We start from the raw sequence: 19,752 nt of genomic DNA, 5'->3' as shown, positions 1-19,752 counted from the left end.
AGCATCTCATTAATCAGATCCTGAATCAAGTTCAGGATGACCAATAATTACAGAATAATATTATGGCTAAGAAAAAAGACGACGAAAAGAAAAAACATGTTGCCGTGGTTACCAAAAAATCGCTGCAGTTTCTGGAAGAATACATCAATAACCCTGCCCCTACCGGCTATGAATGGGAAGGACAAAAACTTTGGTTAAATTATTTAAAACCTTATATCGACGAACATTTTATTGATAATTACGGTACCGCTGTAGGTGTGATTAACCCTAAAGCTGATTTTAAAGTAGTTATAGAAGCCCACGCGGATGAAATTTCATGGTATGTAAACTACATCACCAATGATGGTTTAATTTATGTAATCCGAAATGGCGGTTCTGACCACCAGATTGCACCCTCTAAACGTGTAAATATCCATACCGAGAAAGGTCTGGTTAAAGCAGTATTTGGCTGGCCGGCTATCCATACCCGCCATGGTGAGAAAGAGCAGGCTCCGGAATTAAAAAACATCTTTTTAGATTGTGGCTGCACTTCAAAAGAAGAAGTAGAACAATTAGGCATCCATGTAGGCTGTGTAATTACCTACGAAGATGAATTTATGGTTTTAAACGACCGCTATTATGTTGGGCGTGCTTTAGATAACCGTGTAGGTGGTTTTATGATTGCCGAAGTAGCCCGTTTATTAAAAGAAAACAAGAAAAAACTTCCATTCGGTTTATACATTGTAAACTCGGTACAGGAAGAAATCGGTTTACGAGGAGCTGAGATGATTGCCCAACGCATTAAACCAAATGTGGCCATTATTACAGATGTAACACACGATACCACTACGCCAATGATCAATAAAAACATCCAAGGCGATTTATCGGCAGGTAAAGGCCCGGTTGTTTCATATGCTCCGGCTGTACAAACCAATTTAAATAAACTATTAATTCAAACGGCTGAGAAAAACCAGATTCCATTCCAACGTCAGGCATCCTCACGTTCTACCGGAACCGATACGGATGCTTTTGCCTATTCTAACGGTGGCGTACCATCAGCTTTAATCTCGTTACCGCTACGTTATATGCATACTACGGTAGAAATGGTGCACAAAGAGGATGTTGACAATGTAATCAGCCTGATTTACGAAAGTTTATTGAACATTAGCAACGGCCAGGATTTTAGGACGTTTAAATAATGAAAAAGGTTAATCACCAAAAAATCATCATCAGCACCTTATTAAAAGTTTTGCTCATGGTTGTTGTTATCTTTATTATTAACGCCTGGCCAAGCATCAAACAAAGTTTTAGCGGTAACGTGCCGCCTTTGGATTATTGGCTAAATCATAGTTTTAAAGTAAGCAACATCATCCTCATTTTAGGATTTGGTGGTTACTTTTATTATAAAGATTTAACCAATCAAAAAGAACAGATCGAAAGGTCAAAAAACACTAATTAGCGTGACGCTTTGCAAATAACACCTCAGTGATTTTATTATAAAAAATCGCTGAGGTTATCAATTTTAAGCCTAACGTTTACTCAGCCTGCCAGATGAATTGCCATTGTTATTGCAGTCAGCTGGCAGGCTACTTTAGGCAATACCTGTTAGTACAGTCATTATTCCCCCTTACCTATTTATAGCACCCATCTAGTCGCCAATTACCCTTTCTACTTATAATGCGATCATTATACTCATATGATAGCCTTCGAATTTACTTTACCGTTATCATGTTTTTAATGGTTTGTAGCTTCGTGGTAGTTATAATCTTTGATCAACTTCCTAATCTGTAGATTAATTTTTTTAATACTTAGCATATCTTCACATTGTTTATGTAATTTACCTACATAGTTATCCTTATATTCATGAACACAAACAAAAAAAATGTTGATCTATCCGTTATTTGCGATGATCACTGGGATGTAGTATTCGACCACCTTGGCCTGGGTTTTTGGGAGTTGAGTATAGCAACAGGCATCCTTCGTTCAACCCGATCGTTTAAAGAGAATTTTGGTTATCCTCCAGATGGCGTTTTAAGTTATGAAACGGTTTTAGGCTTAATTCTGCCCGAAGACCTCGATCATGTTCAGGATGAAATAGAGCTTACCGTAACCAAAGAAAAAAAAAGTTATGATGTATTGTACCGGATCCGCCGTCCGGATGGGAAAATCAGATGGATCAAAGCCGATGGAATACTGTCCCAAAAAGAAGGCGAATCGTTAAAATTGATCGGAACAACGTTAGATGTTACCGATTTCAAACAATCTTCATCTTGATTACAGATCATTCAGTTCAATCCAAACGGGTCCGTGATCGCTTGTTTTTTCCCATCCCCTAACATTACTGTCTACTCCTGCTGATTTTAAGCGATCGCTCACCTGCGGACTCAATAAAAAATGATCAATTCTTAATCCGGCATTTCTGCCATAAGCATTACGAAAGTAATCCCAAAAGGTATAAATTGTTTCTGTTGGATATAATTTCCTGATCGCATCTGTCCAGCCCTGTGCCATTAAGTTTTGAAACGCCAATCGGGTTTCAGGACGGAATAACGCATCTTCAACCCATCTTTCAGGTTTATAAGCATCTATTTCTGTAGGAATTACATTATAATCGCCTGCTAAAACTACAGGTATATTCCTCGCCAACAAAGTTGCTGTATGTTTAGCAAAACGCTCAAACCATTTCAATTTATAATCAAACTTGGGGCCAGGTGCCGGATTACCATTTGGCAGGTATAAACATCCAATAACTACACCATTTACAATGGCTTCTATGTACCTGCTTTGCAAATCTTCATGATCTCCATCTAAACCACGCTTCAATTCTGTTATCTCTAAATTTCTGGCAAGTATGGCCACTCCGTTCCAGCTTTTCTGTCCGTGCCAGATGGCATTATAACCCGCATCTTTAATCGCCTGTTCTGGAAATTTTTCCTGAGGGGCCTTTAGTTCCTGCAGGCACACCACATCTGGCTGGGTTTCTTCCAGCCAACGCAAGAGCACAGGCAAGCGCCCATTTATACCGTTTACATTATAAGTAGCTATTTTCATCCTATAAATTTCAGCATTAAAACCCAAAAACAGAAGCTTATTATAGATTTGGTTTAAAGCCATGGCAACATTTATGCAACATTTAAAGATATTTGAAAATTTGGCATTATCTTGCATGCCATTTAGCGTAACCGTTTCAAATAACCATGTTCAAAGCAGTCTCAAACCATCTTTCTGCCGAACCGAAAGATATCCGTTGGTTCTATGACCATTATGCGCCCATGCTGCTGGGCTATATTAATGGTATTGTGCAAGATCCTCAAAAATCAGAAGACCACCTGGTTGCTATTATTACTTCCTTTGTTAAGGATGTAGTTATTTTGCCAGAAAAAAGCAGGTTAAATACCTGGCTCGAATTACGCCAATATGCACAAAGTAAATTAACTTTGTATACAGCAAAAGATCATCAGTTAAATCTTAATCAATCAGTAAATAAAGGTAGGCTGGATTTGTTAGATGATCTGCAGAAGAGAATATTCTGTGCAGTATATTATCATGGAAAATCTATTCAGTACCTGGCGGCAACCATTGGATGTGATGAAAGCGAAATCCGCAATCAGTTAAAATTATCAATTGATAAAATGAGGAGGGCAAGTGGAAATTAATAAAATTATGGAGAGCGGTTTAATGGAAACCTATGTAATGGGGATTGCCACTGAAGAGGAGGTAGAGAAGGTCCTATCGCTAAAAAAAGAATATCCGGCATTTAAAGATGCTTTGGAACAGCTCGAATATGATATGGAGTTACTGGCCCAAAGCATGGGTATTGAGCCACCTGCTGGTACTTTGACCAAAATTGAGCATGAGATTAATGAAATACAACGCCAGAACCAAACCATCCAAACTACTGTTGAAGCCGAATACAGTTATAACAAAACCCACCAGGAAAACAAACGTGGAAAATATATTGAAGTAGAATCAGAATCTAATCAAATGCGTGTGAATAAAGCCTGGAAATGGGTATTTATTGCTGTTTTTGTGTTAGGCAAGATATTTTTAGCCTTTGCCATTTATTTTTACCTGGAGAACAGACAGGTGAAAGAACAAATTCAAGAATTGAAAATAGAATTAAAACAAAAGATCAGGTAAATATGCTGAATATGAAAGATAAATCTGTCTTTTTAAAACCAACACTAAGCTGAAATGTTTAGTTGTTAAGATTCATTCATGTTTGAGCGCATGTTTGAGTTTAGATATGGGGATAGGCTGTAAGTCTATCCCCTTTTTTAGATTCAAATTTTTATTTATCCAACAATGCCCTAACTTTAAGTTGGAGGTCCTTGATATCAAAAGGCTTTTCAATGGTATCAGCAGGCGAACAGTTCAGATTATCCATATTCACGGCTGAAAGCAATATTACAGGGAGAGATGATGTTTCAGGATTATACTTTAATCTATTGCAAATATCCCGGCCATCGTGTTTACCAATAAATATATCCAATAAAATGAGATCTGGTTGAAAATCAGCGATGATCTCCGCTAATCTCAAATCGTCCCCATCTAAAACACCTTTTATATGATAATGTTCTTCCTCAAAAATTAACCTTATAATGTCATGAATATTTTCATCATCATCAACTAAAAGAATTTTCTTAACTAGCGCGTTGCTCATTTGCAACAAATCTAGTTGAAGTGAAGTATTTGATATAACGTATTTATACCTGAATTTACCGAATAAATGATATGACTAGGCAGCTAAACCTGCTTTATAATTTTTAAGCATCTTTTTTAGCAGGCCTCTGGCCACATGTATTTTGGTTTTTACTGTACCCAGTGGAATATCAAGCTCTGCAGCAATTTCGTGATATTTGTAACCTTCAAAGTAACGGCAAAAACAGAACCTACAATCCTCCGGTAAGGCATTCAGCGATTTCTGTATATCCTCCATTATAAACTTGGTTGCACCACCATTTAAAGATGCGCTAGGAACCAGCTGAACAGAGGTTAAATCTTCTTCCTGCTGGATCACCTCGTTTTTACGTTTTACCTTATAATAATGATTAAGAAAGGTGTTTTTCAGAATGGTGAAAAGCCATGCGCGCACGTTGCTGCCCATTTCAAATTTGCCCGAAAACCTAAAAGCTTTCATAAAGGTGTCCTGAACTAAATCAGCAGCATCGTCTTCATCACGTGTGTACGCTAATGCCCGGTCGAAAAGCGGTTGTCTGTATTGGTAGATGTCGCAATTAAAATTTAATGTTTCCATAATTCGTTTAAGGCTGATGTAAATATTCAACAAACAGCAACTCCTTATGTTATTTGTAGAAATACCCGATTTTTTACGGTTTATTCAAAACGCTTAAATAAGGACCTCAAAACGATCAAAAACACTAGTCTACATAACCATTTCGCATGGCAAAACGAACTAAAGATGCGGAGTTTTTTGTGCCGGTTTTACTGATCAAAGCCTCTCTTTGGCTCTCCACCGTCCGCCTGCTTAAGTACAATTTATCAGCTATTTCCTGGTTCGTTAACCCATCTGCAATGAGTTTTAAAACATTAATTTCGCGCTCTGTAAAGTTGATTTCGGTATTCATTTTTCGCGAAAGTATATTCAGCTGCGTATTAAAACGCTCCAAAATAGCGATGCATAAATTAGAAGAAAGATACCGTTTTCCCTTCATTACATGCTTGATGCAAAACAGCAGTTCATCTTCTTCAATATCTTTTGACAGGTAAGCAAAAGCTCCTGATATAAAAGCATTTGACGCATACTTTTCATCTTCTAAAATAGACAAAACAACCACCTTTGAGTCGTATCCGCGTTCTCTAATTGTATTGGCTAAAGCTATTCCATCAAGCCTCGGCATTACAAGATCTGATAAAACAATATCAGCTTTTATTCCTTTTTCAAGAAGCTCCAAAACCGCCAAACCGTCTGGTACTTCCGCAACAACATTGATGCCTTCGTGTTTTTCTATAAGTGCTTTAAGTGAGGTCCGGATGATATGATGATCATCCGCAAGAATAATGTTAATCATAATTCAAATATAACTTAAGCCGTTTTAAAATTAAAAACGGCTACTTAGGCAACTCAATATAGAAGGTGGTTCCAACACCAATTTTACTCTTGAACCATATTTTGCCCTGATGTAAATCAACAATAGCTTTGATAATGCCCATACCAAACCCGCCCGATTCTTCGCCCTTAAGACCCGGCCTTAAAGTTTCGGGCAAATGGCTAAAAAGCCCTGCCTGCAATTCTTCCGGAATTCCAATTCCATCATCGGCTACGGTAATTAAAACGGTGTCTTCATGTTCTTCAGCATGCAAAGTAATATGGCCATAATCGGCAGTAAATTTTATGGAATTGGAGATTAGATTATTGATTACTTGCAGAAACTTCATGCTATCAAGGCGCAGATAAATCTGTTCGGCGGAGCTTGTAAATTTAATGTGCTTTATTTTGCCCAGCTTGGAACGCTTATAAAAACGAACTACATCCCTAAGTTCCCAAACCAGATCTGCCCGCTCCTTGCGGATTTCTACTACCGATGATTTTAAAAATTCCTTATTAACCATGCTACGTACCAAAAGCAGGTTACGTTCACACATGTCCTGAATAAAAGCCAATGAATTGATCATCCGCTCGTCGCCAGTTTGCGCAATGCCCTCTTTCATAGATGAAGCAATTAGTTTCATCATGCCCAGCGGTTCTTTTAAATCGTGCGCCAATACTTCTAAGGTTATATTTTTTCTGGCATTTATCTGTTCGATGTGAATTTTATTATGGCGCATTATTGTAGTATCTTCTAAGGTACCTACCAAATACTTAACCGCCCCATCAGTAACAGAGAATATAATTGCCCGAACATACTTCTCTCTACCTGGAAACAGTAAACGGAATTCATATTTGTTTTCCGTATTTCCTTTCAGGCATTCTTTATAACAAGATTTCACATGCGTCAAATCTTCGGGATGCACCCGTTTTAAAAGTAACTTTGGATGATCCAAAACTTCATCAGCGTCTAGCTCCCAGATGTTACTTAACGATTTATTTAGATATGAAAATTTTTGCGTTGTACAGTTGAAAATAAAATATCCATCAACTGAACAGTCGCCTATATTGCAAAAAAGCTCTTTATTCAAATCGACCATGATTTAATGTTTGATAATTTGCTACTAAACGATATAATAATTAATCAGCAGTCACATCTCAAACAGTGACGGAGTAAAAATGTTTTGTACAAAATATGACCTCTGACTATTTTTAACACATAAACATAATAGACAACGATTGATGATATTTAAAGATATTAACATTCTCCACAAATTGTGTAAAATTATTTACCGAAATAAAACCAACTATTGCGTAAATTGTTAAGCATAAAAGAAAGATAAAAAAGTCCTGTGAGCGGGAGATCCGCGGAGGGCAGGCACACCATAAAGAATATACCATTCTTCGTACCGATAGCCATCGTAAAGGGTGGCTATTTTGTTTTTGGGGCCTGCCCATTTAACATCACTTTTTTACCTGTTTTAGCCGAAATTTTTGCGGCCTCTAAAATACTTACTACAATTAAATTATTCTCCAATGACGAAAGATCATTTTTAGGCTTGATTTCTCCTTTCAAAATAGCCGACAGATAGCTCAAGTGGTTGGCATAAGTAGATGCTAAAGTTTTGGACTGATAGATTTCATAATTGTCTTTAGTATTTTGCCTTGCCCTAATGTTTTTTTCGTTAATGGCCTGGATATATCCCGTTTCGCCAAATACTTCCATGTCTTTTATACTAAAGGGCCAGTTCCATGAGGCTTCAATAATTCCTGTAGCATTTGGGTACTCCAATAAAATGGTTGCATCATCATCGACTTTAGGATATACCTCTTTTTTAACTTGATGGGTGATGGCTGTAACTGAAACCGGAGCTTTGCCATCCATTAACCAGGTCATTAAATTAGCCCCATAACAGCCAAAATCGACCAGTGCTCCTGCTCCATTTTTATCAGGGTCGGTTAACCAGCTCAAAAATTCTTTGCTTACGCCGATTTCTTTTGGTCCCTGGTGCCCATCATGCACAATCATTTTTCTGATCGCGCCTATAGTATTGTTTTCTTTTACATTTTTGTAAACCTCTTGATTGCTCGGATACCAGGTGGTTTCGTAATTGGTTAGTATATGTACTTTATACTGTTTAGCCAGTTCTGCCATCCGTGCTGCCTGCTTAACCGATATCGCCAAAGGTTTTTCTACCATTACCGATATGCCAAGCGGGGCAGCAGCTTCTACAACGGCTAAATGATCGCTGATGGCGTTATAGGCCAGCACCACCTCGGGTTTCTTTTTTTTTAATAGATCGGGAAGGTTATTATAAAATATACTATCAGGTATTTTATAGCGGGCTTTAAACCGGTTAACCAGCTCAGGGTTACTTTCTGCAATACCAATGATGTTAACTTCAGCCTTTTGGTAGCTGTTCATAATCAGATAAACATGATCATGGTTTAGGCCTGCTATAGCCACATTTAATTTTTGCTGTGCCTTGCTACTCACAAACATGAGTAAAAAGCTAACGATCAAAGTATTGAACCGACAAAAATATTTAATTTTATGGTTAACTGTTTTCATGCTGTTTTCTAATTATTGTTTACAAATTATAAATTTATAAAAGGCTTACGGCTAACACTTAAAAATATTACAAAGTAAATTGGAAGTTGTTAACCATTGCTGCTTTAAACTTTATACTCATCATCAAAAAATATGGCACAGAAAACAATTTAAATGTTATCGATTTTCTGAATACAGTAACAGACGAAACGTCATCTTTGCGGCCATTGCGGTTACATCACTGCGAGCGGTTTCTCAGTCTGAGCGGAGTCGAAGACCAACTAATTACATCGATAAAATTCTCTATCGCATTCAGATTATGGCAAAATGCCTCACTAAGAAGTTACGCAGTAATAAGCTAAATTTTACAATATTTGATCATTCCTTATTTCGAACAAAAAACCGGAAATGATTAAAAAACTAAGCTTTTATTTATGGATAGCAAGCTCTTGCGTGTCGTTTCATTCGGCCGCTCAAGATGCAGTAGGCTACCAAACTCCCCCAAAAGAAATCGCCGATTTATTACTGGCCAAACCAACTCCTGGTGTAAGCATAGATGGCAAAGCTGAATGGATCTTATTTAGCGAACGTAATTCGTACCCGTCGGTAGAAGAACTGGCTATGCCCGAGTACAGAATTGCGGGTTTAAGATTAAACCCTAATAATTATTCGCCAAGCAGACAAACCTATATAAACAATTTCAGTTTAAAAAACATTAAGTCTAACCAAAATTTTCAGATAACTGGCTTGCCAAGTCCATTATATGCTGGCAACATTAGCTGGAATCCATCAGAAAACAAGATTGCCTTTACGAATACCACTCCAAAAGGAGTAGATCTCTACATCATTGATCTGGCTACCAAAAAAGCCATTAAAACCAATAAGGCTTTTTTAAACGTGGTTTTAGGTGGTGGTCTTACCTGGTTAAACGATCATACCATTATCTACCGTACAGTAACCAGACCTGCCAATGCTGCCCCAAAAAAACCGTTAATGCCTAAAGGGCCAACCATCCAACAGAATTTAGGAAAAGCTGCACCTAGCGCCACTTTTCAGGATCTGATTAAATCACCGTTTGACGAGCAGTTATTCGATTTTTTTGCTACTTCGCAATTGGTTAAAAACACGGATGGAGTAGAAACCCCAATTGGTAAACCGGCCATTTATGGCTTAACCAGTTTATCACCCGATAAAAATTATATGATGGTTGAAACTATCCATAAACCTTTTTCATACCTCGTTTCGGCTTATGGCTTTCCGTCCACAGTAAGCATTAACGACTTGTCGGGTAAAACGATCAAAGTTATCGCCGAGCTACCATCATCAGAAGGCACACCATCTGGTTATGATAATGTACAGGATGTACCGCGTGGTTTCGACTGGAGGGATGATGAACCGGCTTCACTGGTTTGGAGTAAGCCTTTGGATAGTGGTTTAATTAAAAAAAACGTTCCCTATCACGATGCCGTTTATGCGTTAAGTGCACCTTTTACCGGTACAGAGAAAGAATTATTTAAAACACAGACCCGTTACCGTAGTGTACAATGGGGCGATGCCAACCTTGCACTTATTATGGAAGGCCTACGCAGCAAGCAGACCAGTAAAGTAAGCCGTTATAACCCTACAACAGGCGCAGTAGAAGAACTCTACAGCCGAAACCAAACCGATGCATATGGCAATCCGGGTACTCCTGTTACAACCAAAAATAAATATGGCAGACAGGTAATTAAAACAGTTGATAATGGCACTAAACTGTTAATGAACAATATGGTGGGTTCATCAGAAAAAGGAGATTTGCCCTTCCTGGCTAAATTTGATTTAAGTACTAAAAAGAATGAGATTATCTGGCGCAGCGCAGAAGGAACATTCGAATATGTAAGTGATGTAATTAATCCTGATAAACTGATTTTACTTACCCGTAAAGAAAGTCAAAAATTAGTACCTAATTATTTTATTAAAAATCTGGTGCTTCGGATTGCCGACCAGCCAGTTACTAATTTCACTAACCCATACCCCTCTTTAGAAGGCATTACCAAACAAAAAATTTCTTATAAACGTGCTGATGGTGTTGATTTAACCGGTGATCTGTATTTACCAAAAGGATATGACAAAGATAAAGACGGTTCGCTACCAGCTTTAATCTGGGCTTATCCACGCGAATTTAATTCGGCAGCAGATGCCGCACAGATCCGTGGATCTAAAGATAAATTCACAACCATTAGCTGGGCCTCTCCTATTTTTTGGGTAACCCGTGGATATGCAGTTTTGGATAATGCAGAAATGCCAATTGTGGCCAAAGATGGTAAAAAGCCTAACGATACCTTTGTAGATCAATTACAGTTAAATGCAGAAGCAGCTATTAATAAGCTTGCTGATTTGGGCGTTGGTGACAAAAAACGTATGGCTGTTGGCGGCCACAGTTATGGTGCATTTATGACTGCAAACTTATTGGCACATACCAATCTTTTTGCCGCCGGTATTGCCCGAAGCGGAGCATACAACCGTACGCTTACGCCCTTTGGTTTCCAGAATGAAGAACGTACCTATTGGCAGGCCCCTCAGTTATATTACGAAATGAGCCCATTTAGCTATGCTGATAAAATTAAAACACCATTGTTATTAATCCATGGCGATTCTGACGATAATCCAGGTACTTTCCCCATTAACAGTGAACGTTTGTTCAATGCCATTAAAGGTGCGGGAGGCACAACCCGTTTTGTATTTTTACCCTACGAAGCCCATAGTTACCGTGGTAAAGAAAACTTACTGCACATGCTTTGGGAGCAAGACCAGTGGTTAGAAAAATATGTCAAAAACAAAAAATAATTATCTCTCTACCTATATCAATCAAAATGCCCCGATATGGGGCATTTTTGTTTATCGTGCTTCTAACTTGTTTACTGTGGTGTCAGATATTTCCATCTGACACTGATCACATTCTGAAATCCAATATTTCAGTGCCCATCTGTCAGCTGGTAACAGCTGACGGCACATTACATGATTTAACGCTAATTTCCTTACGCTACGCACCATGGCTTTTCTGCTTGCTTTTGCACATTTTCATACTAAACCTTACATTTATACAATAAAATTGAACATTCCTTTTATTAATTTGTTAAGCCATTATGGACTACATAGACTATTATAAAATCCTCGATTTAAAAAAAGATGCAACAACAGAGGATATTAAAAAAGCTTATAGAAAATTAGCCCGAAAACACCATCCGGATCTCAATCCAAATAATGAAGAGGCCAACAAAAAATTTCAGCAAATTAACGAGGCTAACGAAGTTTTAAGTGATCCCGAAAAAAGAAAAAAATACGATAAATATGGCAAAGATTGGCAGCATGCCGATCAGCTAGACGCCCAACAACAGCAACAAAGGCAGTACCAATCGCAAGGCCAGGGTTATGGCGGCAATAGCTACTCAGGCGGTTTTGGCGGCGAAGACTTTTCTGATTTCTTTTCTTCTATGTTTGGCGGGGGCGGCGGCAGAAGCAGTAGAAATTCGCCATTTAAAGGCCAGGATTACAGTGCCGATTTACAATTGAACCTGCTTGATGCTTACACTACGCACAAACAAACCTTAACCGTTAACGGCAAACAAGTACGCATTACCATTCCCGCAGGCGTGGAAAACGGACAGAAGATCAAACTTCCGGGTTATGGTGCACCAGGTGTTAATAATGGTCCGCCAGGCGATCTGTACATCAAATTTAATATTAGCGATGATCCCAAATTCAAACGGAAAGGGAACGATATTTACATTCAGGAGGAAGTAGACCTGTATACCGCCATTTTAGGTGGCGAAAAAATTGTTGAAACCTTAAATGGAAAAGTCAAGCTTAAAGTACCAGCAGGCACACAGCCTGATACCACTTTAAGATTGAAAGGCAAAGGATTTCCTGTTTACAAAAAAGATAACCAGTTTGGCGATCTGTATATTAAATGGCAGGTTAAAATACCTACCCATTTAAATGCCGAACAAAAAGAACTATTCGAAAAACTTTCCAAATTCTAACCATTATGGAAACTTATCTAATACCGGTAGAAGATATCTGTGCTTATCATCATGTAGAGATTAACTTTATCCACTCTCTCGAAGATTTTGGGCTGATCCAGACGACTGTAAAAAAGCAATCTGTCTTTTTGCCTATTGATGAATTATCTAAATTAGAACAGTATCTGCGTTTAGCAAACGACCTGCAGATCAATTTAGAAGGCATTCATGCTGTTTCACATTTGCTTAATCAATTGCAAAACATGCAACAGGAAATAACATTATTGCAGAACGAGCTAAATTATTATAAGCAACTTAACCAGTAACACTAAACATCCCTTTGCCAGGTATTTTGGATTAAATGCTAATAAAAAAACATAACCATTATAAGATATGTTTCTTAAATTGGCAATCTAATTTTAAAAAATGAGCGATCTTTCTTCAAAATTCATCGAAAAAATAAAAGCATCTTATGCTCCTTCGGGCTCGTACATTTATTTAGGCGCTGGAATTTTAGATGGACAGGTTTGCAGCGAAGCCGAAGTTAATTTATCATTAAAAATGATGAATAGACATGGTTTAATTGCCGGAGCAACCGGAACAGGTAAAACGCGTACTTTACAGCTAGTGGCAGAGCAGCTGTCTGATGCTGGCGTTCCTGTTTTTATGTTGGATGTGAAAGGCGATTTATCAGGCTTAAACCAAGCAGGTCCTGTTAATCCAAAAATAGAAGAAAGGGCACAACAGCTCAACAAACCTTTTTCGCCTACAGGTTTCCCTGTTGAAATTTACTCCCTTTCGGGTAAAATGGGCGCTCAGATGCGTGCAACCGTACTGGAGTTTGGGCCAACACTTTTATCAAAAATCTTAGATTTAAACGATACACAAGCTGGTGTTTTAGCCGTTATCTTCAAATATGCCGACGATAATAAACTACCAATAATTGATTTAAATGATTTAAAAAAACTGGTATCATATCTTTCTGAAGGTGCTGGTGCAGCAGAAATTAAAAGCAGTTATGGTAGTATATCTACTGCAACATCCGGTACCATGCTGAGGAAAATAGTGGCAATAGAACAACAGGGCTTAGGTGGTATGTTTGGAGAAAAATCATTTGACACTGAAGATCTTTTTGAAAGGGTTGACGGCAAAGGAATAATCAGTTTATTGAATATTTCTGATGTACAAAATCAGCCTGTATTATACTCTACTTTTTTATTAAGCTTATTGGCCGAGTTATTTAATACCATGCCTGAGGTTGGCGATTTAGACAAACCAAAGCTGGTATTCTTTTTTGATGAAGCCCATTTATTATTTAAAAACTCTTCTAAAGCATTTTTAGAACAGATAGAAACCATCATCAGGTTAATCCGTTCTAAAGGCATTGGTGTTTTCTTTTGTACACAGGCGCCTACAGATGTTCCAGAAAGTGTGTTGGGCCAATTGGGTAACCGCGTGCAACATGCATTGCGGGCATTTACCCCTAATGATGTAGATGCCCTGAAAAAGGCGGTGAATACTTATCCGAAATCGGATTTCTATGAGATCGATAAAATATTAACTTCATTGGGTACCGGACAGGCATTGGTAACCGTATTAAATGAAAAAGGCATTCCAACTGAAGTATCAGCAACCATGCTTACCCCGCCAAGGGCAGTAATGGGACCACTTACAGCCGCCGATTTCGATCAGCTTGTTCATGCCAGCCCAATGTACGCTAAATATAAAGATCCTATCGATCCTGAAAGTGCATATGACATTTTAACCAAACGCATTAACGAACAAACTGTAGCAGCAGAACAAGAGAAACAAGAAGCTGAGGCTCAGAAACAAGCCGAAAAAGAAAGCAAAGCCAAACCGGGAGAAAAGAGCTTGGTAGAACAGGTAATGGGTGCAACCATAACCCGACAAATTGGTAAAGAAATTGTCCGCGGTATATTTGGCATGCTTACCGGTAAAAAACCACGTTCAAAAACCGGTGGCGGACTTTTTGGATTTTAAAAACTTATTAATTAACATAACAAAGCGCTCAAATAACTAATTTCGCACGTTGAAACTGAGATATTGTATTATTATCTATCAATGTTTCAACCCATAATAAAACAATAAACAAATGAAACCCACCCTATTAATACTGGCTGCTGGTATGGCCAGTCGCTATGGAAGCATGAAACAGATTGATGGATTTGGTCCTAATGGCGAAACCATTATCGATTATTCAATATATGATGCAATAAATGCCGGTTTCGGTAAGGTTGTATTTATCATTAAAGAAGAGTTTGTAGATAACTTTAAGGCCATTTTTGAACCTAAACTTGCCGGAAGAATTGAAGTGGATTATGTTTTCCAAAATTTCGATTTAAAACAGTTTGGTATAGAAGAAGAAATTTACAGAGAAAAGCCCTGGGGTACTGCGCACGCAATTTTATCGGGCAGAAAGGTAGTTAAAGAACCATTCTGTGTAATTAACGCTGACGACTATTATGGTTTTGATGCCTTTAAAAAAATGGTCGATTTCTTAACCACAGAAGTTACCGATAGCAACTACTCGATCATCGGTTACCAGATCGGTAAAACTTTATCAGAATTTGGTGCAGTTTCCCGCGGTGTTTGTAAGGTAGATGCAGCTGGTAATCTCGAAGAAATTATAGAGCGTACCAAGGTTTACCCTAAAGATGGTAAGATTTTTTATGAAGAAAATGGTGAAGAATTCCCTTTAAGCTTTGAAACTCCGGTTTCCATGAATTTCTGGGGCTTCACACCTGCTGTTTTCAAAATTACTGAGGAATTATTCAGGGAATTTGTAGAAGCAAATAAAGACAAACCTAAAGCCGAGTTTTTTATCCCATTAATTGGCGAAAACCTGGTAAAAAACAATACCGCAACCTTTAAAGTAATACCTACTTCAAACAAATGGTTTGGCGTAACTTATAAAGAAGATAAACCTTATGTTCAGGATAGTATTGATCAATTGGTTAAGAACGGTACATACCCTGAAAAACTATGGAGTTAATTTAGGTTCTGAAGTTATAGGATATTATTAAAACGATCGCTTAGAGAGCAAACGCCGCGGGTTTATCAAAGCCCGCGGCGTTTTTATAAACTAATATAGCAATTAGCCCTCCCCAAGAAGCAGATAGCAGCATTTTTTAACTTTAATTCGATTAGCTATTATGTTTTGCGATCAATTTTACCTCTTTCCTCCAAATACGATCGTCATGCTGAACTTGTTCAGCATCCTTTCTGCCAGGAGAGATCCTGAGTCGAATATCTACTGAAGATCTTAAAGCCATTTGGTTAATTTAGGATTTCTAAAATATTAGCTTGAATATCAATTAAAAGATGCTTCGTACCTTAGCACGACAGTTATTCATTCAGTCAAGATTGCAAATCTTGACCAACGTGAAACCTATCGCTATTTCAAATTGCACCTAGGGTAGCAACCATTCTTCATAAACCCGACAACAGCGGCAGCCCCGAATTTTTCATGAGGGCTACAGCGAATGGCGGGGCTGAAGTTCTCCAAAAGCAAAGAACTGTTCATTTCCAAATTCTCAACCATATACATAATTATAACATATAAGCTTAGATGGCTTTACATTCTCACCCAATTAATGCTTTAAAACCAAAAAAGCGCTCCTGAACTTAATCAGGAACGCTTTTATTTTTACTCCCAAGACTTCCGACTCAGGACTAAAGACTCCAAACTATTTCTTGTCGTCTTCTTTTACTTCTTCAAAATCAACGTCAGTAACGTTATCGCCACCACCCTGAGGTTGACCATCAGCTTGCGGCTGTTCACCACCCTGAGGCTGACCACCGTCTTTGTACATTTCCTCAGACGCTGCGTTCCATGCATTTTGCAATTCAGCTTGCGCCGCATCGATATCTGCGAAGTTACGTGATAAGTGCGCTGCTTTTAATTTCTCTAAACCAGCTTCGATTGGCGCTTTTTTATCAGCAGATAATTTATCACCAAACTCTTTTAATTGTTTCTCAGTTGAGAAAATTAAAGCATCAGCTCCGTTGATTTTATCAGCTTCTTCTTTTTGCTTAGCATCATCTGCTGCATTAGCTTCAGCTTCTTCTTTCATTTTTTTGATCTCAGCATCAGTTAAACCTGAAGATGCTTCGATACGGATTTTTTGCTCTTTACCGGTAGCTTTATCTTTTGCACTTACGTGTAAAATACCGTTGGCATCAATATCAAATGATACTTCTACCTGAGGCACACCGCGAGGTGCTGGTGGAATACCATCTAAAATGAAACGGCCAATTGTACGGTTTTGAGCAGCCATTGGACGCTCACCTTGTAAAATGTGGATTTCTACTGAAGGCTGGTTATCAGCTGCAGTTGAGAAAGTTTCCGATTTTTTAGTTGGAATAGTTGTGTTAGACTCGATTAATTTAGTCATTACACCACCCATAGTTTCAATACCTAATGATAAAGGTGTAACGTCTAATAACAATACATCTTTCACATCACCAGTTAATACACCACCTTGAATAGCCGCACCGATTGCTACAACCTCATCAGGGTTAACACCTTTACTTGGCTCTTTACCGAAGAAAGCTTTAACCGCTTCCTGAATAGCAGGAATACGTGTAGAACCACCTACTAAGATAATTTCGTCGATATCGCTTGTGCTTAAACCAGCATTTTTCAAAGCAGATTTACAAGGATCGATAGTACGTTTGATTAAGCTATCAGCCAATTGCTCAAATTTAGCACGTGATAATGTACGCACCAAGTGTTTAGGACCGCTGGCATCAGCAGTAATGTATGGCAAGTTAATTTCAGTAGAAGTTGTGCTAGATAATTCAATTTTAGCTTTCTCAGCAGCTTCTTTTAGACGTTGTAATGCCATTGGGTCTTTAGCTAAATCCATGCTGTTTTCAGCTTTGAATTCTGCAGTTAACCAATCGATAATGATGTGGTCAAAGTCATCACCACCTAAGTGCGTATCACCGTCAGTAGATTTTACTTCGAAAACGCCATCACCTAATTCCAATACAGAAACGTCATGCGTACCACCACCACAGTCAAACACCACAATTTTCATGTCTTTGTGTGCTTTGTCCAAACCATAAGCTAAAGCAGCTGCAGTTGGCTCGTTAATGATACGTTTTACAGATAAACCTGCAATCTCGCCAGCTTCTTTAGTCGCCTGACGTTGTGCATCATTAAAATAAGCAGGTACAGTAATTACCGCTTCAGTTACTTCCTGTCCTAAGAAATCTTCGGCAGTTTTTTTCATTTTCTGCAAAATCATTGCAGAAATCTCTTGTGGAGTGTATTTTCTGTCGTCGATTTCAACACGTGGCGTGTTGTTATCACCTTTTACTACTTTATAAGGTACGCGTCCAGCCTCTTTCGCACTTTCGTCGTAGCTGCTCCCCATAAAGCGTTTAATTGAATATATCGTTTTTGTTGGGTTGGTTATAGCCTGACGTTTAGCAGGCTCGCCAACTTTACGCTCACCGTTTTCTGCAAAAGCAACAATAGACGGTGTAGTACGTTTACCCTCACTGTTTGCGATAACTACAGGCTCATTGCCCTCCATTACGCTCACGCAAGAGTTTGTTGTTCCTAAGTCTATTCCAATAATTTTTCCCATTGTATTTTTATTTTCTCTTTTTAAAGTATTATAATTTCTACTGCTATTAAACAATGCTTGTGCCAATTGGTTTTTGGCAGAGATTATGGTCAAAAGACTGATAAAATGTAAAAAAAAATCCCATTCGATACTGACAGCATGACAGAAAACGATGGAATATGTGGGATGGAAGATGGAAGTAAGGGAGGCCAAAGGTGAAAGCAGAAAAACTAAAGCTTAAAGAGAAGTTATTTTAAGTGATTTGAAAATGAGCGTTCGAATCTCGTCGGGAGCACTTGCCCCGCTAACCGCTTTACTTCGTTTCACTCGTGTTCGCTATTATCGGGTTTATTGAACAGCGTTTTTCGCGCTTCGGTCATAAAAACACAAGCAGAAATATTAAGTGATCATTCAAATGCCCTCAAAGTTTTATATCTTTAAATTACAATCAATCGGTGCAATCATTTAATTCTGTGTAATCACCTAAAAATCCTTTTAATCACCAAAAAATGCAAATAGCAGCACAAATCGTAATCGGCTTAGTAGCCTTGATCCACATCTACATCCTTTGGTTAGAAATGTTTGCGTGGACAACCAAAGCACCCAAGGTATTTAAAACCATCCCAAAAGATTTATTCGTACCGACAAAAACATTAGCAGCAAACCAGGGATTATATAATGGATTTTTAGCTGCAGGATTAATCTGGTCGCTATGTATCAGCGATCATCAATGGAAACTTTATGTGGCCATATTCTTTTTAGTATGCGTAATTGTTGCCGGTATCTACGGCGCAGCAACTGCGAGTAAGAAAATTTTATATGTGCAATCAATCCCGGCATTGGTGGGGCTGATTTTATTGCATTTGTAATTAGTCCATCCTATTGGTTGGTGTCACACCGACCAAAACAGTGAATTATTCGATACGTTATTAATTGTATATGCAAAAGCTACACGCTCTCCTTATCTTGTTTATGCTCTTCTGGTTTAAACCTGTTGTGAATAAAATAAGTATAGATAGAATTAGCGAAGCCTTAATCTTCTGCAAGAAAAACAACATGGATACATCCATTGCCGTTATGGTTGATATGAGTATCCATTCAGGTAAAAACACGTTTTTTGTTTATGATTTTAAACAGAAGAAAATCACCATCGAAGGATTATGTGCCCATGGCGTTGGTGGAGGTAGTACGCCAATAAAACCCGTCTTCAGCAATAAAGAAGGCAGTTATTGCACTTCTTTAGGTAAATATAAAGTCAAAGGACGCGCATATAGCAATTGGGGGATCCATGTACATTATAAAATGTATGGTTTAGAAAAAACCAACAGCAACGCCTTTAATCGAATTGTAGTTTTACATTCTTACAGTCCTGTACCTGGCCAGGAAATTTACCCTCAAACCTTGTTCGGACAAAGCGCTGGCTGCCCTGTTTTATCAGATGTTACAATGAAAAAGGTAGATACTTTGTTAAAGAACAGAAAAAAACCTGTATTACTCTGGATTTATTCTTAGTGATCATCTTAGCGAGGCAATCGTCACCCTGAACTTGTTTCAGGGTCTGCTTAACAAGGAGGA

General features: G+C 38.3%; 19 protein-coding genes. 12 read left to right on the top strand and 7 right to left on the bottom strand.

What is annotated here, in order from left to right; genetic code table 11:
* Positions 1-62 precede the first annotated feature (62 nt).
* The 3 genes from BLR60_RS14800 (at position 63) to BLR60_RS14790 (ending at position 2,253) form a co-directional block, all read left to right on the top strand.
* Positions 63-1,178: a M42 family metallopeptidase gene (locus BLR60_RS14800; RefSeq protein ID WP_090501154.1), complete on the top strand. Its 1,116-nt coding sequence runs from the start codon at positions 63-65 to the stop codon at positions 1,176-1,178.
* On the top strand, positions 1,178-1,438 hold the full coding sequence (locus BLR60_RS14795; protein WP_090501152.1) for a hypothetical protein: 261 nt from the start codon (positions 1,178-1,180) through the stop codon (positions 1,436-1,438). The genes BLR60_RS14800 and BLR60_RS14795 overlap by 1 nt, the downstream gene beginning before the upstream one ends.
* Positions 1,439-1,842: 404 nt before the next feature.
* Entirely contained in the window at positions 1,843-2,253 is a 411-nt protein-coding gene (locus BLR60_RS14790) for a PAS domain-containing protein (RefSeq protein WP_090501150.1), read from the top strand.
* Here the strand turns inward: BLR60_RS14790 and xth are convergent, their stop codons facing one another.
* Complete coding sequence (gene xth / locus BLR60_RS14785; RefSeq protein ID WP_090501344.1) at positions 2,254-3,030, bottom strand: exodeoxyribonuclease III; 777 nt, start codon at positions 3,028-3,030, stop codon at positions 2,254-2,256.
* A gap of 146 nt (positions 3,031-3,176) precedes the next feature.
* Between xth and BLR60_RS14780 the strand changes: the two genes are divergently transcribed.
* Positions 3,177-3,635, top strand: coding sequence for a sigma-70 RNA polymerase sigma factor region 4 domain-containing protein (locus BLR60_RS14780; RefSeq protein WP_090501148.1), 459 nt, complete (start codon positions 3,177-3,179; stop codon positions 3,633-3,635).
* Positions 3,625-4,119 carry a hypothetical protein gene (locus BLR60_RS14775; protein WP_090501146.1) on the top strand — a complete coding sequence of 165 codons (495 nt, stop codon included), beginning with the start codon at positions 3,625-3,627 and terminating at the stop codon, positions 4,117-4,119. Before BLR60_RS14780 ends, BLR60_RS14775 begins: the two co-directional genes overlap by 11 nt.
* Positions 4,120-4,270: 151 nt before the next feature.
* On the opposite strand, the gene BLR60_RS14770 is transcribed toward BLR60_RS14775, so the two are convergent.
* The 5 genes from BLR60_RS14770 to BLR60_RS14750 all read right to left on the bottom strand — a co-directional run bounded on the left by BLR60_RS14770 (position 4,271) and on the right by BLR60_RS14750 (position 8,600).
* Positions 4,271-4,642, bottom strand: coding sequence for a response regulator (locus BLR60_RS14770; protein ID WP_090501144.1), 372 nt, complete (start codon positions 4,640-4,642; stop codon positions 4,271-4,273).
* A 75-nt stretch (positions 4,643-4,717) separates the two neighbouring features.
* On the bottom strand, positions 4,718-5,236 hold the full coding sequence (locus tag BLR60_RS14765; protein ID WP_090501141.1) for an RNA polymerase sigma factor: 519 nt from the start codon (positions 5,234-5,236) through the stop codon (positions 4,718-4,720).
* A gap of 124 nt (positions 5,237-5,360) precedes the next feature.
* Positions 5,361-6,011, bottom strand: a complete 651-nt coding sequence (locus tag BLR60_RS14760; RefSeq protein ID WP_090501139.1) for a response regulator — start codon at positions 6,009-6,011, stop codon at positions 5,361-5,363.
* Positions 6,012-6,051: 40 nt separating this feature from the next.
* Positions 6,052-7,128 (bottom strand): PAS domain-containing sensor histidine kinase, encoded by a 1,077-nt coding sequence (locus tag BLR60_RS14755; protein WP_090501137.1) that lies wholly within the window; start codon positions 7,126-7,128, stop codon positions 6,052-6,054.
* A gap of 332 nt (positions 7,129-7,460) precedes the next feature.
* The gene (locus BLR60_RS14750; RefSeq protein WP_090501136.1) at positions 7,461-8,600 is read right to left on the bottom strand and encodes a Gfo/Idh/MocA family protein; all 1,140 of its coding nucleotides are present in this window, start codon (positions 8,598-8,600) and stop codon (positions 7,461-7,463) included.
* 387 nt (positions 8,601-8,987) lie between these two features.
* Between BLR60_RS14750 and BLR60_RS14745 the strand changes: the two genes are divergently transcribed.
* From BLR60_RS14745 to BLR60_RS14725, 5 genes are all read left to right on the top strand, one after another.
* Entirely contained in the window at positions 8,988-11,405 is a 2,418-nt protein-coding gene (locus BLR60_RS14745) for an alpha/beta hydrolase family protein (RefSeq protein WP_090501134.1), read from the top strand.
* A 299-nt stretch (positions 11,406-11,704) separates the two neighbouring features.
* A complete protein-coding gene (locus BLR60_RS14740; protein WP_090501132.1) occupies positions 11,705-12,601 on the top strand; it encodes a DnaJ C-terminal domain-containing protein in 897 nt (298 codons plus the stop codon).
* Between the two features lie 5 nt (positions 12,602-12,606).
* The gene (locus BLR60_RS14735) at positions 12,607-12,906 is read left to right on the top strand and encodes a chaperone modulator CbpM (RefSeq protein ID WP_090501130.1); all 300 of its coding nucleotides are present in this window, start codon (positions 12,607-12,609) and stop codon (positions 12,904-12,906) included.
* Positions 12,907-13,006: 100 nt separating this feature from the next.
* The gene (locus tag BLR60_RS14730) at positions 13,007-14,581 is read left to right on the top strand and encodes a helicase HerA-like domain-containing protein (RefSeq protein WP_090501129.1); all 1,575 of its coding nucleotides are present in this window, start codon (positions 13,007-13,009) and stop codon (positions 14,579-14,581) included.
* A 112-nt stretch (positions 14,582-14,693) separates the two neighbouring features.
* Positions 14,694-15,593: a nucleotidyltransferase family protein gene (locus BLR60_RS14725; RefSeq protein ID WP_090501127.1), complete on the top strand. Its 900-nt coding sequence runs from the start codon at positions 14,694-14,696 to the stop codon at positions 15,591-15,593.
* A 694-nt stretch (positions 15,594-16,287) separates the two neighbouring features.
* On the opposite strand, the gene dnaK is transcribed toward BLR60_RS14725, so the two are convergent.
* Entirely contained in the window at positions 16,288-18,198 is a 1,911-nt protein-coding gene (gene dnaK, locus BLR60_RS14720; RefSeq protein WP_090501343.1) for a molecular chaperone DnaK, read from the bottom strand.
* Between the two features lie 488 nt (positions 18,199-18,686).
* Here dnaK and BLR60_RS14715 point away from each other — a divergent pair, with 488 nt between their 5' ends.
* Both BLR60_RS14715 and BLR60_RS14710 read left to right on the top strand, forming a co-directional pair.
* Complete coding sequence (locus BLR60_RS14715) at positions 18,687-19,046, top strand: DUF1304 domain-containing protein (RefSeq protein ID WP_090501125.1); 360 nt, start codon at positions 18,687-18,689, stop codon at positions 19,044-19,046.
* Positions 19,047-19,116: 70 nt separating this feature from the next.
* Positions 19,117-19,689, top strand: coding sequence for a murein L,D-transpeptidase catalytic domain-containing protein (locus BLR60_RS14710; RefSeq protein ID WP_090501123.1), 573 nt, complete (start codon positions 19,117-19,119; stop codon positions 19,687-19,689).
* Positions 19,690-19,752 lie beyond the last annotated feature (63 nt).

Origin of the sequence: Pedobacter terrae (assembly GCF_900100705.1) — a bacterium.
Classification (GTDB): Bacteria; Bacteroidota; Bacteroidia; order Sphingobacteriales; family Sphingobacteriaceae; genus Pedobacter; species Pedobacter terrae.
This window is presented reverse-complemented; position numbering and strand designations above follow the sequence as displayed.